Below are 15,004 nucleotides of genomic sequence, written 5' to 3'. Positions count from 1 at the left end.
CATGAATGATGAAACACTATATTTGGGTGGTATTGACACCAACATATGTATATGATCTGGCATCAGATGCCCCTCTATTATCTCTACACCTTTGTAATTACATAGGTGCTTTATTATATCGCGCAAATCTTCCTTATATTGATTGTAAATTATTTTTCGTCTATACTTTGGTGTAAATACGATATGATATTTACACATCCATTTCGTATGGGCGAGCGAGTATTCTTTATTCGCCATTTTTATCACCGTGTCCTTTCTGTATAGTGGCTTGAGCACTACTATTATAGTGAGGATACGGTGATTTTGTATAACTTGAACACCCACCCGCATAGCGGGTGGTTTTGTGTGCCACGCGCTTGATCGTTTTGCTGCCGGCAAAACTTGAAGCAGCGCGCGGCACGTGGTCACGACCTACAACAAAAAATGAGGCATCTGAGCCTCATTTTTCTGGGTTTGCCAACAATCATTATCACCTATACTCAATTAACATTCCACTCTACAGTATAAGGGTTTATAGTATATATAAAATCCGAAAATTCTCCTTCCATTCCCTCGACTTTTACCGTACCGTATACATTATGCTTTGCCTGAGCAGGTCCTCGATAAGTGAAATTATACCCTCCGAGAGTAAAAGTAATTACATTACGAAGAATAGTTCCTTTGTATCCATCTTTAACTGCGCGGTAATAACGACTAAGATCTCCTCCACTTTGCCATCCTCCAAACGCTTCAACAGATACATCATACATCACTTCCGGTTCATCACTTATATTTGTTGCACCTGAATTCTCAAGAATCTTCTTAAACTCAGATATAGTATAGTCTCTATTGTCCAAACCTTGCCACAAGGCTGCGCCATGATATCTTTCTATTTCATTACCATTTGCACCAATAGCGGCAATAGTAACATCTCCAAATGTATTATCTACAACTTTTGCACTATTGTTGGTCTTAAAACCAGGGTTAATCGATAACACCTGAGTTGTTACAGCCTGATTTAAAGCTCCGGAGTCATATCCCTTTGTCTGAACAACGCCATCCTTAATCCATGCTCCATTTTCGTCCACAAGGTAACCATCAGGTGTAGTTGTATTTGTGAGATAGGTTCCATCATCATTGAAATAATAGCACTCCATAACTCCATCCTGATTAGGATCAAGCCAGTTCCAACCCTTTGCAAAAGCTGTGATAGACATCACAGAAGTAATAGCAGACATCATAATCAATAGTCTTTTAATCTTCATATCATTATTTCCTCATTTGAAACTTTTCTATTTAAAATCAAAAAAAACCTTACTCAGTTTCCTGATAAACAAATATAATGCTATCTGTCACTCCGATATATTCGGCAACATTCATACCAACAGATTATTAATCCACGAGATGCTTAATATGAATAAACGTAGTAGTTTATCACTCCGGCATCATTATCTGTAGACCAGCTCCCATGCCAGGTTTCCATAAACGGAGCCGTGTGCCCGATCAATGCTTTTGCAACCTCAATATAATCCATAGCAGTTATATGCTGTCCATCCAAAGGAGCTTTCCATGATTCACTATCATATGGGAACGAAAACAATGTACAATCCTCCCCATCTTTAGAAGCAGGAACACCAACGACATTATTATATCCATACTGCGCTATTTTCTGAAGCCAATATGCATTTTCATTATCTTCGCTCCACGCCTCGGTAGTATTACGATAGTATGTTGTAAAAGCACCGTCAGCGCCGATGTATCCTGTATCAGTATTACCGCTTTCAGCCATCACTCCGGAATCATCTAAATAGTACCAATGGTACTCTTTGCCATACATAGTATCCTGACCAATTTCTCTCCAGCCACCTATATCCAAGTAGCTATCAGCATCAAAGTGATACCACTTGCCATCTATCTGCTGCCAGTCATTGACAGTTGTGCTGCCATCATCGTTTACATACTTCCACTTCCAGCTTTCAGGTCCGTCAAACTGCCACTGACCTGCATAAGCACTAATAGACATCACTGCTGTTACTGCTACTGCTGTAAACATTGAAACTAATTTCTTCATACCAGAATTTCTCCTTCTTTAATTGTAAATGCTGCTCTGAAGTCGGTTCATCTATCATACCTCATCCAATCTGTTACGATTTGCTTATTACTACCTATGAACCAACCCACTTCAAACATTGTATACGAATTATTTGTCTCATTTTTCCATTTTACCCCCCCCCCGGACAAAAATCAAGGCTTTTTTCACCGATTTTATAATTCATAATCAAAAAAGCGGAATTCTTTTATCACTTCAGTTCTGCCCAAGAAAAAGACTGCTGCGCCCTCAGCGCAGCAGCCTTTTTCTTCATCAATCATACTATACCTTTGCCTCTCACCCCTTTTTTATAAGGCGCTGTTCCCCTTCGAAGGCAAAGCCGTATTTATAGATACGATCTTCCGGGATTCCTTTCGAAAGAAGATCCATATCATACTTCCGGGCATTTATCTGTCACAGAGCATTGTCCGCGGTTTCTGCCAATGTCTTCTCCCCACGTCTTTCATCACGGACCTTAAACTCCATGATGTCCGCTACATCTGATGGGTTCTTCGGCTCCATCACCACATCATATCTCCCGTCCCCAGTGAATACTCAATGTCAAATAAACCAATTCGTTCAGGTTTTCGAAGCACAGAAAAAATGTGTCCTCAACGTCAGATAAACCAATTCATTTAATCTTTCGAAGCACAGAAAAAATTCGTCTTCAATGCCAACTAGGCTTGCTGCTTGAAAGAACACGGAGAGAAAAATGTCCGACAGTGGCGAACACGTAAGTGTTCAGACACTGTCGGACATTTTTCTCGGAGTGTACTTTCAACGCCGTGAGCCGTTGGCATGAAGACGAATTTTTTCGTCCGGTAGCCACTATGTTCCGTTAACATGAGGACACATTTTTTCGTCCGGATAACACAAAAAGCGCCGGGGACATAAACCCCGGCGCCGAAAACGCGTAACGTTTTAAATTAATCTCTAGGATTGCTGATCTGAGCCTGAGCTGCAGCAAGACGTGCAACAGGTACACGGAACGGTGAACATGATACATAATCAAGACCGATCTTGTGGCAGAACTCAACAGATGAAGGATCGCCGCCGTGCTCACCGCAGATACCTACGTGAAGCTTAGGGTTAACCGGCTTTCCAAGCTTGAGAGACATCTCCATAAGCTTACCAACACCAGTCTGGTCAAGCTTAGCAAACGGATCAGCCTCGAAGATCTTTGCATCATAGTAAGCATTAAGGAACTTACCTGCATCATCACGAGAGAATCCATATGTCATCTGAGTAAGGTCGTTTGTACCGAAGCAGAAGAAATCAGCTTCCTTAGCGATCTCATCAGCAGTAAGAGCTGCTCTAGGAATCTCGATCATTGTACCAACCTCATACTCGAGCTTAGCGCCTGCAGCTGCGATTTCAGCATCAGCTGTAGCAACAACGATATCCTTAACATACTTAAGCTCCTTAACCTCGCATACAAGCGGGATCATAATCTCAGGCTTAACGTTCCAGTCCGGATGCTCCTTCTGAACCTCAAGAGCTGCACGGATTACAGCCTTTGTCTGCATCTTTGCAATTGAAGGATATGTAACAGCGAGACGGCATCCTCTGTGACCCATCATAGGGTTGAACTCGTGGAGTGACTCGCAGATGTTTCTGATTTCCTCTACTGACTTATTCTTAGCCTTTGCAAGCTTCTCGATATCAGCAGCCTCTGTAGGAACGAACTCGTGAAGAGGCGGATCAAGGAATCTGATTGTTACAGGGCAACCCTCAAGAGCCTCATAAAGAGCCTTGAAATCTCCCTGCTGGTAAGGAAGGATCTTATCAAGAGCAACTTCTCTCTCTTCCTCTGTATCTGAGCAGATCATCTCACGGAATGCAGCAATTCTGCTCTCCTCAAAGAACATGTGCTCTGTACGGCAGAGACCGATACCCTCAGCACCGAGCTCTCTGGCCTTCTTAGCGTCAGCAGGTGTATCAGCATTTGTACGAACCTTAAGCTTTCTGAACTGATCAGCCCAAGCCATGATACGTCCGAACTCGCCTGCGATCTGAGCATCTACAGTCTTGATCTGTCCGTCATAGATATTACCTGTTGTACCATCGATAGAAATGAAATCTCCCTCGTGGAACTCCTTGCCGCCGAGAGTGAACTTCTTGTTCTCCTCATCCATAACGATGTCGCCACATCCTGATACGCAGCACTCACCCATACCACGGGCAACAACGGCAGCGTGTGATGTCATACCACCACGAACTGTAAGGATACCCTGAGCGGCCTTCATACCTGTGATATCCTCAGGTGAAGTCTCAAGTCTTACAAGTACAACCTTCTCTCCTCTTGCAGCCCACTCTACAGCATCATCAGCTGTGAATACGATCTTACCGCAAGCAGCTCCCGGAGAAGCACCAAGTCCCTTTCCAAGTGGTGTTGCAGCCTTAAGAGCAGCAGCATCGAACTGAGGGTGAAGAAGTGTATCAAGGTTACGAGGATCGATCATAGCAACAGCCTCTTCAGGTGTCTTGTGTCCCTCATCAACGAGATCACAAGCGATCTTAAGAGCTGCAGGAGCTGTTCTCTTACCGTTACGGCACTGGAGCATGTAGAGCTTCTTGTTCTCAACAGTGAACTCCATATCCTGCATGTCATGATAGTGGTTCTCAAGAGTCTCACAAACCTTGATGAACTCAGCATAAGCCTCAGGGAACTCCTGCTCCATCTGTGCGATAGGCATAGGTGTACGAACACCGGCAACTACGTCCTCGCCCTGAGCATTAATAAGGAACTCACCCATAAGCTTGTTCTCACCTGTAGCCGGGTCACGTGTGAATGCAACACCTGTACCTGACTGGTTGTTAAGGTTACCGAATACCATCGGCATAACGTTTACAGCTGTTCCCCATGAATAAGGAATATCGTTATCACGACGATATACGTTAGCACGTGGGTTATCCCATGAACGGAATACAGCCTCGATAGCGAGCTTTAACTGCTCTACAGGATCTGAAGGGAAATCCTTGCCAAGCTGATTCTTGTACTCAGCCTTAAACTGCTCTGCAAGCTCCTTAAGGTCAGCTGCTGTAAGGTCAACGTCGAACTTAACACCCTTCTGCTCTTTCATCTTGTCGATAAGCTGCTCGAAATACTTCTTACCAACTTCCATAACAACGTCTGAGAACATCTGGATGAAACGACGATATGAATCATATACGAAACGCTCGAATGCAGGATCAGGATTGCCCTTAATCATAGCTGCAACTACTTCGTCATTAAGACCAAGGTTAAGGATTGTATCCATCATACCCGGCATAGATGCACGAGCACCTGAACGAACTGATACTAAAAGAGGATTCTGGAGATCACCAAACTTCTTACCGTTCTCCTTCTCCATCCATGCTACGCCTTCCATAGCCTGGCCCATGATTTCGTCGTTTATTTTACGACCATCCTCATAGTACTGAGTACAAGCCTCTGTTGTGATAGTGAAACCCTGTGGAACCGGAAGTCCGATCTCTGTCATCTCTGCAAGGTTTGCACCCTTACCTCCAAGTAAGTTTCTCATGGACATGTTACCTTCTTTGAAGGTGTAGACCCATTTTTTAGCCATTACTGATCCTCCTAATATTACTTGTTTGTATTTATATGTCTTTTATAAAGAGTTACCCTTTAAGTGCCAGTATGTATAGGATAACCTCTACAAAAAGCTATCTTGATTTATCCCGTACAGTCGGAAAAACCACCATTGAGATTATACTCGACTAATTTTTCTTAGTAAAGAAAACATTTGAATGAAAACGGTTACATTTTGTATTAATTTTCTATAAATAAAACAAGCCTTGGAAATTCTAAGAAAAATCAAAGAATTTCTAAGGCTTTTTCATTATTACAAACCAGAAAACATAAAATCATCCGGAACTTTTATCACACTAACGCGCAATGTTTACACCTTAAACCTGTATCCTACTCCCCATATGGTTTCTATATACTGAGGTTTTGCGGAGTCCATTTCGATCTTTTCCCTTATCTTTTTGATATGCACTGTTACGGTTGCAATGTCTCCCACTGAGTCCATTTTCCATATTTCCTTAAAAAGCTCCGCCTTTGTGTAGACATGATTGGGATGTGAAGCAAGGAAAAACAAAAGATCAAACTCTTTAGTGGTAAAGGTCTTTTCTTCATTGCCAACCCATACACGTCTTGCAGAAGGGTCTATCTTAAGCCCACGGATCTCGATGAGATCATTTCCTTCCTTTCCGTTACCTATAAGTCTTTCATATCTTGCAAGATGCGCCTTGACCCTGGCCACAAGCTCTGATGCCGAAAACGGCTTGGTCATATAATCATCGGCACCAAGCCCCAGTCCACGTATCTTGTCAATGTCATCCTTTTTTGCGGAAACGATGATTATGGGGATATCTTTAACCGATCTGACTTCTTTGCATACTTCAAATCCATCTTTTCCCGGCAGCATAAGGTCGAGAATAATGAGATCGAATTCTTCGCCAAGCGCCTTTTCAAGGCCGATATCTCCGTCATTTGTAATGGTTACCGTGAAGCCGGAAAGCTCAAGGTAATCTCTCTCCAGTTCGGCAATGGACTGTTCATCTTCAACTATGAGAATCTTTCTTTTATCATCATCCATTTAAATAACCTCCTGCATACTGCGGATATATTTCCTTAAAACAAAATTTATGGTGGTACCTTCTCCCTCAACAGAAGTCGCCCATATGCGTCCCCCGCTATCTTCAACTATCTTTTTGACAATGGATAATCCTATACCGGATCCACCTTTCATGGAATTTCTGGAGCTGTCTGCTCTGAAAAATCTCTGGAATATATATGGCAAATCCGTCTTTGCTATTCCCTTTCCGTTATCGCTCAGACTTACCTGTATAAAATCCCCGGCATCTTCAAGTATCAGTTCGATCTTTTTCTCATCCTTATCCATATATTTCACGGAATTTGAAACGATATTGTTGATGACCTTTCTGAGCTGCTCAGGATCAGCTATCATTTCGACGTCCCTGGATACTTTGTTCTCAAAAGTAAATTTGATCTCCTGGGATTCCATGTCAAGCCCTATTTCATCAGCACAATCCTGAAAATAATCCTGAACCGGCATATGTTGGAAATCATATGGTATTTTATTGGACTCGACCTTAACGTAGTACCTTAACTCATCAATAAGGCGGTCCATATCATTAGCTTTTATATTTATGGTCTGAATATACTTCCTTTGCATCTCCTGACTTTGAGCAACACCGTCCAGGATACCTTCCGAATAACCTTTTATAGCAGTAAGCGGCGTTTTCAGATCATGGGCAATGTTTGAGATCAGCTCGCGGTTGGCATTGTCATTACGTATCTTCTCTTCCTGTGTTTCCTTGAGCCTCATGCGCATCTCATCAAAGGCTTGCATCAGCTCGCCAAATTCATCATTGGTCTCAGCTTCAAGGGTGAAATCCAAATCTCCGGATTCTATCTTTTTGGCTGCCGCCTTCAGTTCATCCACGGGTTTTACGATACCCATATAGATCCAGCATATAAAAAAGAGTCCGGCAATTATTAGTATCATCACGTTCATGCTCATGGTGGTATAACCTCTGAACATAAGATACATGAGTATCAGAGGAAGGATAGTACTTATGCAAAAGCTTACTGCCACCCGTCCCATCAGTCCGACATGTTTCATGCTGTATTCCTCTACCCAATAATTTATAAATCTAACCTAATTATAACATAACTATTATATAGAAAAAAACTCCCAACATATTAATAATGTCGGAAGTTTTTACTTTGATGCAAAAGTTCAGCCGATGGACCACGATCCACCGGCTGAACTGTTAGGCTATAATCAATTTTTTATCAGAATGCAAGCTTCTCTTCGAAATAGCTCTTAAGCTGATCGATGGCGATACGCTCCTGCTTCATGGAATCTCTCTCACGGATAGTAACACAGTGATCATTCTCTGAATCGAAATCATAGGTTACACAGTAAGGTGTACCGATCTCATCCTGTCTTCTGTATCTCTTTCCAATGTTTCCTCTGTCATCGTACTCAACATTCCAGTACTTACTAAGCTCATCATTGATAGCCTGTGCACCCTCGGCAAGCTTCTTTGAAAGAGGAAGGATACCGATCTTTACAGGTGCAAGTGCCGGATGGAAGTGAAGGACTGTTCTCTCATCACCGCCCTCAAGCTCCTCTACATCATATGCTGCGCAAAGGAATGCAAGAGTTACACGGTCAGCTCCAAGTGAAGGCTCTACAACATAAGGAACATAATGCTCATTTGTCTCATCATCAAAATATGTCATATCCTGACCTGAAACCTCCTGATGACGTCCAAGGTCATAATCGGTTCTGTCAGCGATACCCCAAAGCTCGCCCCATCCAAACGGGAAAAGGAACTCAAGGTCTGTTGTTGCCTTTGAGTAGAAGCTGAGCTCTTCCTTCTCATGGTCTCTTGCGCGAAGCATTTCCTTAGGCATGCCAAGGCTCAGGAGCCAGTCCTGGCAGAACTGTTTCCAGTATGCAAACCACTCAAGATCTGTGTCAGGCTTACAGAAGAACTCAAGCTCCATCTGCTCAAACTCTCTTGTACGGAATGTGAAGTTACCCGGTGTGATCTCATTACGGAATGACTTACCGATCTGTCCGATACCGAAAGGAAGCTTCTTACGTGAAGTTCTCTGTACATTCTTAAAGTTTACGAAGATACCCTGTGCTGTCTCGGGACGGAGATAAACTGCGTTCTTTGCATCCTCTGTTACACCCTGGAAGGTCTTGAACATGAGGTTGAACTGACGGATACCTGTAAAGTTATGCTTACCACATGTAGGACATGCTACCTTGTGATCCTCGATGAATTTCTCCATCTCTTCGTTTGACCAGCCGTCAACTGAGCCTTCAAGCTCAAGTGCGTTCTCAGCTGCGAAATCCTCGATGATCTTGTCTGCACGGAATCTCTCGTGGCATTCCTTACAATCCATAAGAGGATCAGAGAAGGATGCAAGATGTCCTGAAGCAATCCAGGTCTGAGGGTTCATAAGGATAGCACAGTCAATTCCGACGTTGTACTTTGATTCCTGAATGAACTTCTTCCACCAGGCTTTCTTAACGTTGTTCTTTAACTCAACACCGAGATTTCCATAATCCCATGTGTTGGCAAGTCCGCCGTAGATCTCGGAGCCCGGATAAACAAATCCTCTTGACTTTGCAAGGGAAACGATAGTGTCCATTGTGTATTCTTTTGCCATTTTTTCCTCTTTCTGCCGCCGGAGTGCGGCTAAGAATAAAGTATTTAGTTTCACGCTTCTGCGCTGTTTTTCACTATACAACCTGGAACCGAAAAAATCCAGCGAAATCGAAACCGTTCCGCTGTGAAATGGCGGACAGAGCCAGAGGGCATCCGGCCCTGTCCTGTCTTTCTCGACCGATACAATCCTCATCTGAGTGTTTTCAATATCTCCAACGACCTGAAGTTATGAGGCATCACTTCACCGAGAAGGGCGTCAACATTGGAAGCAAACTCCTCGAAAACTTCCGGCTTAAGTGTGAAGGTATAAAGCTTCATGATGGGCGTTGACAGAACATACTGCCAGGCAAAGGCACAGGCCTGGGAGCATGGGAACGGCGGTTCCTCGGTGTACTCGCCGCTTATATACAGGAGCCTGAGTTCATATACTCTCCTCACCAGCTCATTGTCAAGGTTTGGATTCAGTATGGCCTTTAACGAAAGGAAGATAAGGTTCACCATCTCCGAGGCCTCCAGATTCTCCTGGGCAAGGTAGTCGGCAAATTCCAGCACATAGGAGCCGTAGCAGGCATTAACAAGATCCGTGGCTATCTCCTCAAAGTAATTGTTTACTTTGATGTCCCTGAGGTTGTAGCCGCTTTTCCCTGCCGTCAGGGTAAATGTCCCGAAAACGAAGTTTCTGGTGGCTGCCATAAACCTGGATCCCGGTTTTTTTGCCCCCGCCGCCCAGACAGTGATCTTTCCCTGTTCATTTGTAAGTACAGATAGTCTTTTATCAAAGTCACGGGATGGTGCCGAGCTCAGCACCACCCCGTGAAGTTCTAATTCATCACGCATATTTTCTCCTGAGAACCGTTTCCGGTCCGGAATTACGTTTCATCCTTGTAGCCGTAGTTTTTCAGGAATGTGTCCGAATCTCTCCAGTCCTTTCGCACCTTGACAAAAAGCTGGAGGTTGACCTTGTCGTCCACCATTTTTTCGATCTGGATACGGGCGCCTGTGCCTATACGTTTAAGCATTGAACCGCCCTTTCCGATGATAATGCCTTTATGGGCATCTCTCTCGCATACTATAGTGGCTTTTATGTCCCAGAGGCCGTCCTGTCTCTGGTGCATCTGGTCTATGAGAACCGCTATGCCGTGAGGCACCTCGTCATTTAACTTGCGGAGCGCCTGTTCCCGGATAAGTTCCGCTGCGATCTCACGCATGGACTGATCCGTAACCGTATCCCGGTCATAATATCTCGGTCCCTCAGGCAGGTACTTGAAAACTGCATTCTTGAAACCGTCAATGTTTTCGGCTCTTGATGCAGACAGGGGAACTATCTCCGCAAAGTCCATCAGAGTTTTATATTTTTCTATGGCAGCTTCAAGCTCCTCGGGCTTATCCTTCATGGTGTCTATCTTGTTCACCACAAGTATCTTTGGTTTTCCTGAATTTTTGATGACCTCAGCTATATGCTGTTCTCCTGCACCGATATAGGTTGTCGGTTCCACCAGCCAGACGATGACATCCACATCCTTAAGTGTATTTTCGGCAACATTATCCATGTACTCCCCAAGCTTGTTTTTTGCTTTATGTATGCCCGGAGTATCCAGGAAAATAATCTGTCCGCGGTCATCGTCATAAACCGTCTGTATCCTGCCTCTGGTGGTCTGTGGCTTGTTGGAGACTATGGCGATCTTCTGACCTATGACATGATTCATAAGTGTAGACTTGCCGACATTCGGTCTTCCAACCAGGGCCACGAAACCGGTTTTTATCTTTTTATCTTTCATATATTTCCCATTAAATTAATTTTGCTTAAAGAGTTCCTCTGTGGTGTAGAACTTATCCTTATTGTCCTCAATAAGCTTGTTGTTTCCAACGGTGCATGCCGCACCCTTTTCAAGGATCTCCTTTGCGTAATCTGAAAGTGCATTGATCTTTGCCTCGCTTGTTGCAAGGATCTGGTCTCTCTCCTCCTGAAGCATGTCATTGGTTACATGAGACAGGAAGGCACTTAAGGTCAATGCAGCCTTTGCGGAATTTGTCCTCGGTGTATCAAGCTCGGAAATAGCGCCTATGATGTACTTTGTCATATCTCTTTCCGAAGTTTTGAACTCCTTAATGAACTTAGGTATGCCCTCATAAATATCCAGAGTTTCCTTAAGATGAGGATCTCTATAGGATACAAAGTATCCTTCACCTGATCTTCCGAAACCTGACATACATCCGTAGGCTCCGCCTTTGACACGAAGATTGAGCCACAGATACTGATAATTCAGTATCACCTTAAGTACCTTAAGGGCACCTGTATACGGATGCTTCTTTGTATCATAAAGACCTGATCTGCCGACATAGTTAACCTGTGAAGGAGTCTTGAAGCCTTCATTGAGATTACCGCTGAGTGTAAGCTGCGGCAAAGCCTTTCCGGCTGAAGCCTTGTATGGTTTGAAACCTTTATCAAGCTTTCCTGCCTTCTCTTCCAGCTTCCGGATGCCCTGCTCAAAGTTCTTTTTGAACTTAGGGAATTCCTTTGCGAAGGCATCATTACCCTCTTTCTCGCAGGCAAGTGATATAAACATATTTTCAGGTCTGAAGAGCTTGCAGGCAACACCTCTCAACTTCTTCTGAAGTGCCTTTTTATCCTTCTTAAACTCATCGGATATTCTGTTGATGAAACGGTAGTAGCTTATGCCTCCGGTAAGGTCCGCATATCTTCCGGTTGCGGAAAAATATGAGGTTGCCCTGTTAACGGCATAGCTGTGGCTTGAGCCTTCAACCTTCATTCTTTCTCTTGAACGGGCCTCGTTCAGGATCTCCTGCATCCTCTTATCATCTTCGAATTTTGTTGTATGAACTATCTCATCAACTATATCGAGGCCGAACGGGAAACCGTCATACAAAAGCTTCACATCGATACTGAAGATACCTGTGTAGTAGCCATACTTACTGATATTGGGATAAGCACTTGCATCAAAGTTGATGCCTCCGGTGTTTAAAAGGATATCAGAGGTCAGATCCTGATAAGTATGTTTTTCGGTATCCATATAGCCGAGAACTGTCTTCAAAAATCCTGCGTACGGAAGCTCCTCTTCTGTGAGGCAGGATGTATTGAAATTGAATCTGAGATAAGCAATACCTCTTGTTTCAAGCTCGGTACCGATGAGAAGTGTATCGGAAAGCCGTGTTTCCTTCCAACTGAAGGTTTCTGCCTTTTTATCGATATCGCTAATGCTTAAGAGCGGCAGCTTCTCAAGATTCTCTTCACTTGTGGGCTCCTCCTGGTACTCCTTGAGCATCTTTGTATCGGAAACACACTTTTTGATCTCTTCCTTTGACATCTTTGCCTTAACGGCTGCCAGCTTTTTCTTTAACTCCTCCTCACGTTTTTCCGTAAGACCTCTTTCAGGCTTACAGATAACCAGGGCCGAATGTTTATTTCCAAGAAGATACTTCTCGATAAGCTTCTCGAAATAACCATCTTCAACATCCTTTCTAAGCTCTTTATAGTACTTCTCACAGAAAAGATAATCCCAGGGCTTTCCGCCATAGAGCCAGGTATCAAGTGATGTAAGGCTGTATACAAGTCCCTTTGGGGTACGTCCGTAATCAGCCTCTCTATACTGGAATTCGTCATGATTTATGGCAGCCAGTAATGTCTTCTTATCAAGGCCCTCTTTTACAAGCTTCTTTAAAGTCCTCTCTATTATCTCCAGGAATTTTTTCTTATCCTTCTTGTCGGTTCCCTTGGCAGTCACGGAGAAGTATGGCTGTCTGATTCCGTCCTGGAAACCTCCGAAGATATCTTCTCCTATACCTGCTTCGATAAGTGCCTGTTTAAGGGGAGCTCCCGGAGAAGAAAGAAGTGCATAATCCAGGATGTCGAGAGCAAGGTTTGACTTGCTGTCCAGAGCATCCACTACTACATTCCAGGAAAGATATGTATTTTTCTCAAGAGGTTCATTTTCACCCACAGAATAGGAAATCTCTTCCTCCTGCATCTTGTCGAATGGCTTCTGTGCAGCAATGTCTGAGTTAGGCTCGATGGCTGTGTACTCAGAAAGATATGCTTTATCAAGCCACTCAAGCTTCTTCTCCATATCCATATCGCCATACAGGAAAATGTATGAATTGGAAGGATGATAGAAACGGGCATGGAATGCTTTGAAATCCTCAAAGGTAAGGTCCGGGATATTCACAGGATCTCCGCCGGATTCATTACCATAAGTTGTATCCGGGAAAAGAGCATGCATGATATAACGTTCAAGCACAGATTCGGGATTAGAAAAAACGCCCTTCATCTCGTTGTAAACAACACCGTTATAGATGAGGTCATCTTTCTCATCCTGCATTTCATAATGCCATCCCTCCTGCATCATGATGCGTGGGTCCTTAACAGAATTCGGATGGAATACCGCATCCATGTAAACATCCATGAGATTATCGAAATCCTTATCGTTTCTTGAAGCGATGGGATATACCGTTTTATCCGGATAGGTCATGGCATTTAAAAATGTATTGAGGGAACCCTTGGCAAGCTCAACAAAAGGATCCTTCAGCGGGAATTTATCAGATCCGCAAAGAACAGAATGCTCCGTGATGTGTGCTACACCTGTGCTGTCCTCTGCCGGTGTACGGAATGCAATGCCGAATACCTTGTTATCATCAGTGTTTTTCATTGTGAATATCCGTGCACCACTTTTTTTGTGTCTGTATATGCAGGCGTCCGTCGAAAGTTCTTCGATTCTTTTCTTCTCTATCAGCTCATAATTCTTCATCAAGCCTTTCTCCTCTCTTATATAAAACCCGATCTGTCCCGTAATAGCGGGGGTAATGAGTCCTGTGCATTACCTTGGGCTTATTCAGCGGTTTAAATATTACCCACCAGTCTGTCTTTAAACAGAGCAACTGCTTCCCTGACCGCGAGATGAACAAGCATCATTTCATCTGTCTTTGCGGCCATAGGGCAGGCATCCATAACGCCATATTTTTTTGCAATCTCCTTTGCACGGAACAAATTAAAATCCGAGGTTATGATACCTATGGACAAAGGACGATCCACTCCAACAATTATATCATCTCTTTTTTGGTTTTGTCTTACAAAAGGTTCATTATGATGACTCGCCTTATCGGCAATGAGTTTTTGATCATGATCCTGATAAATAGTTCTTAATGAGAACCCTATCTTTTCCTGAGTGGAATCCGAATAGAATTCCAGCAGAAGGTTTTTGTCGGGTATTCCTGCATTTATCATGTAATGATACATAACAGTAGCTTCCGTATTTCTTCCATACTCACTTCTGCCTCCCGACAATACAAAAACCGTATTGGGATTTTCTCTGGCGTATTCTATTGCCTTATCCAGTCTTCTTTCCAGAGATTTGGAAATCTTGTTATCGACGAGATTTGTTCCTACGACTATCACGTAATCAAGGTTCCCCTGCGCCCTGGTGTGCGCATTTGAAAAAATCACCGTAAGTATGGTGAGGAGAATTGCAACAGAGAAACCGTAAGTAGCAAAGAAGAATACAAAGGGTCTCAAAGGAATTTCCTTTTTTTCCTTAAACTTCTTTCTGACATATCTCACCATGAAAAACATAATGAAATTCAGCAACGCAAATAACGGCCAGAACCACATAAAAGAGGTCAGGCCGTATTCAACAAATATCAGGAATACGTATGCAAGCGATGCTATTCCTATTGCTACAAAGATTAGTTCCATAAAATGTA

General features: G+C 43.4%; 11 protein-coding genes. All 11 read right to left on the bottom strand.

What is annotated here, in order from left to right; genetic code table 11:
* On the bottom strand, positions 1 to 237 hold a 237-nt coding region (tnpA, locus tag T357_RS20760; RefSeq protein ID WP_031548410.1), incomplete at its 3' end, for an IS200/IS605 family transposase.
* A gap of 242 nt (positions 238 to 479) precedes the next feature.
* Positions 480 to 1,244: a hypothetical protein gene (locus tag T357_RS21370; protein WP_049962230.1), complete on the bottom strand. Its 765-nt coding sequence runs from the start codon at positions 1,242 to 1,244 to the stop codon at positions 480 to 482.
* A 143-nt stretch (positions 1,245 to 1,387) separates the two neighbouring features.
* Positions 1,388 to 2,050: a hypothetical protein gene (locus T357_RS19895; protein WP_049962229.1), complete on the bottom strand. Its 663-nt coding sequence runs from the start codon at positions 2,048 to 2,050 to the stop codon at positions 1,388 to 1,390.
* A 944-nt stretch (positions 2,051 to 2,994) separates the two neighbouring features.
* Positions 2,995 to 5,637, bottom strand: coding sequence for a pyruvate, phosphate dikinase (gene ppdK / locus T357_RS0102800; protein ID WP_031548404.1), 2,643 nt, complete (start codon positions 5,635 to 5,637; stop codon positions 2,995 to 2,997).
* Between the two features lie 333 nt (positions 5,638 to 5,970).
* Positions 5,971 to 6,672 carry a response regulator transcription factor gene (locus T357_RS0102795; RefSeq protein WP_031548402.1) on the bottom strand — a complete coding sequence of 234 codons (702 nt, stop codon included), beginning with the start codon at positions 6,670 to 6,672 and terminating at the stop codon, positions 5,971 to 5,973.
* Complete coding sequence (locus T357_RS0102790) at positions 6,673 to 7,722, bottom strand: sensor histidine kinase (RefSeq protein WP_031548400.1); 1,050 nt, start codon at positions 7,720 to 7,722, stop codon at positions 6,673 to 6,675.
* 173 nt (positions 7,723 to 7,895) lie between these two features.
* The gene (locus tag T357_RS0102785; protein ID WP_031548398.1) at positions 7,896 to 9,290 is read right to left on the bottom strand and encodes a glycine--tRNA ligase; all 1,395 of its coding nucleotides are present in this window, start codon (positions 9,288 to 9,290) and stop codon (positions 7,896 to 7,898) included.
* A 188-nt stretch (positions 9,291 to 9,478) separates the two neighbouring features.
* Entirely contained in the window at positions 9,479 to 10,126 is a 648-nt protein-coding gene (gene recO, locus T357_RS0102780; protein ID WP_031548396.1) for a DNA repair protein RecO, read from the bottom strand.
* A 32-nt stretch (positions 10,127 to 10,158) separates the two neighbouring features.
* Positions 10,159 to 11,067, bottom strand: a complete 909-nt coding sequence (gene era / locus T357_RS0102775) for a GTPase Era (protein ID WP_031548394.1) — start codon at positions 11,065 to 11,067, stop codon at positions 10,159 to 10,161.
* 15 nt (positions 11,068 to 11,082) lie between these two features.
* A complete protein-coding gene (locus T357_RS0102770) occupies positions 11,083 to 14,052 on the bottom strand; it encodes an insulinase family protein (RefSeq protein WP_031548392.1) in 2,970 nt (989 codons plus the stop codon).
* A gap of 92 nt (positions 14,053 to 14,144) precedes the next feature.
* Positions 14,145 to 14,996 (bottom strand): YdcF family protein, encoded by an 852-nt coding sequence (locus T357_RS0102765; protein ID WP_049962228.1) that lies wholly within the window; start codon positions 14,994 to 14,996, stop codon positions 14,145 to 14,147.
* Between the last annotated feature and the right edge of the window lie 8 nt (positions 14,997 to 15,004).

The sequence above is a fragment of the Oribacterium sp. FC2011 genome, assembly GCF_000701645.1.
Lineage (GTDB): Bacteria > Bacillota > Clostridia > Lachnospirales > Lachnospiraceae > Oribacterium.
The sequence above is the reverse complement of the archived record's forward strand: the minus strand, read 5'-3'. Positions and strand labels throughout refer to the sequence as shown.

What these genes read in the sequence shown, in the direction of transcription:
- T357_RS0102790 (WP_031548400.1), bottom strand. Translation starts at nt 7,722, where the DNA reads ATGAAACATGTCGGACTGATGGGACGGGTGGCAGTAAGCTTTTGCATA.
- T357_RS0102770 (WP_031548392.1), bottom strand. Translation starts at nt 14,052, where the DNA reads ATGAAGAATTATGAGCTGATAGAGAAGAAAAGAATCGAAGAACTTTCG.
- T357_RS19895 (WP_049962229.1), bottom strand. Translation starts at nt 2,050, where the DNA reads ATGAAGAAATTAGTTTCAATGTTTACAGCAGTAGCAGTAACAGCAGTG.
- era (WP_031548394.1), bottom strand. Translation starts at nt 11,067, where the DNA reads ATGAAAGATAAAAAGATAAAAACCGGTTTCGTGGCCCTGGTTGGAAGA.
- T357_RS0102785 (WP_031548398.1), bottom strand. Translation starts at nt 9,290, where the DNA reads ATGGCAAAAGAATACACAATGGACACTATCGTTTCCCTTGCAAAGTCA.
- T357_RS21370 (WP_049962230.1), bottom strand. Translation starts at nt 1,244, where the DNA reads ATGAAGATTAAAAGACTATTGATTATGATGTCTGCTATTACTTCTGTG.
- T357_RS0102765 (WP_049962228.1), bottom strand. Translation starts at nt 14,996, where the DNA reads ATGGAACTAATCTTTGTAGCAATAGGAATAGCATCGCTTGCATACGTA.
- T357_RS0102795 (WP_031548402.1), bottom strand. Translation starts at nt 6,672, where the DNA reads ATGGATGATGATAAAAGAAAGATTCTCATAGTTGAAGATGAACAGTCC.
- recO (WP_031548396.1), bottom strand. Translation starts at nt 10,126, where the DNA reads ATGCGTGATGAATTAGAACTTCACGGGGTGGTGCTGAGCTCGGCACCA.
- ppdK (WP_031548404.1), bottom strand. Translation starts at nt 5,637, where the DNA reads ATGGCTAAAAAATGGGTCTACACCTTCAAAGAAGGTAACATGTCCATG.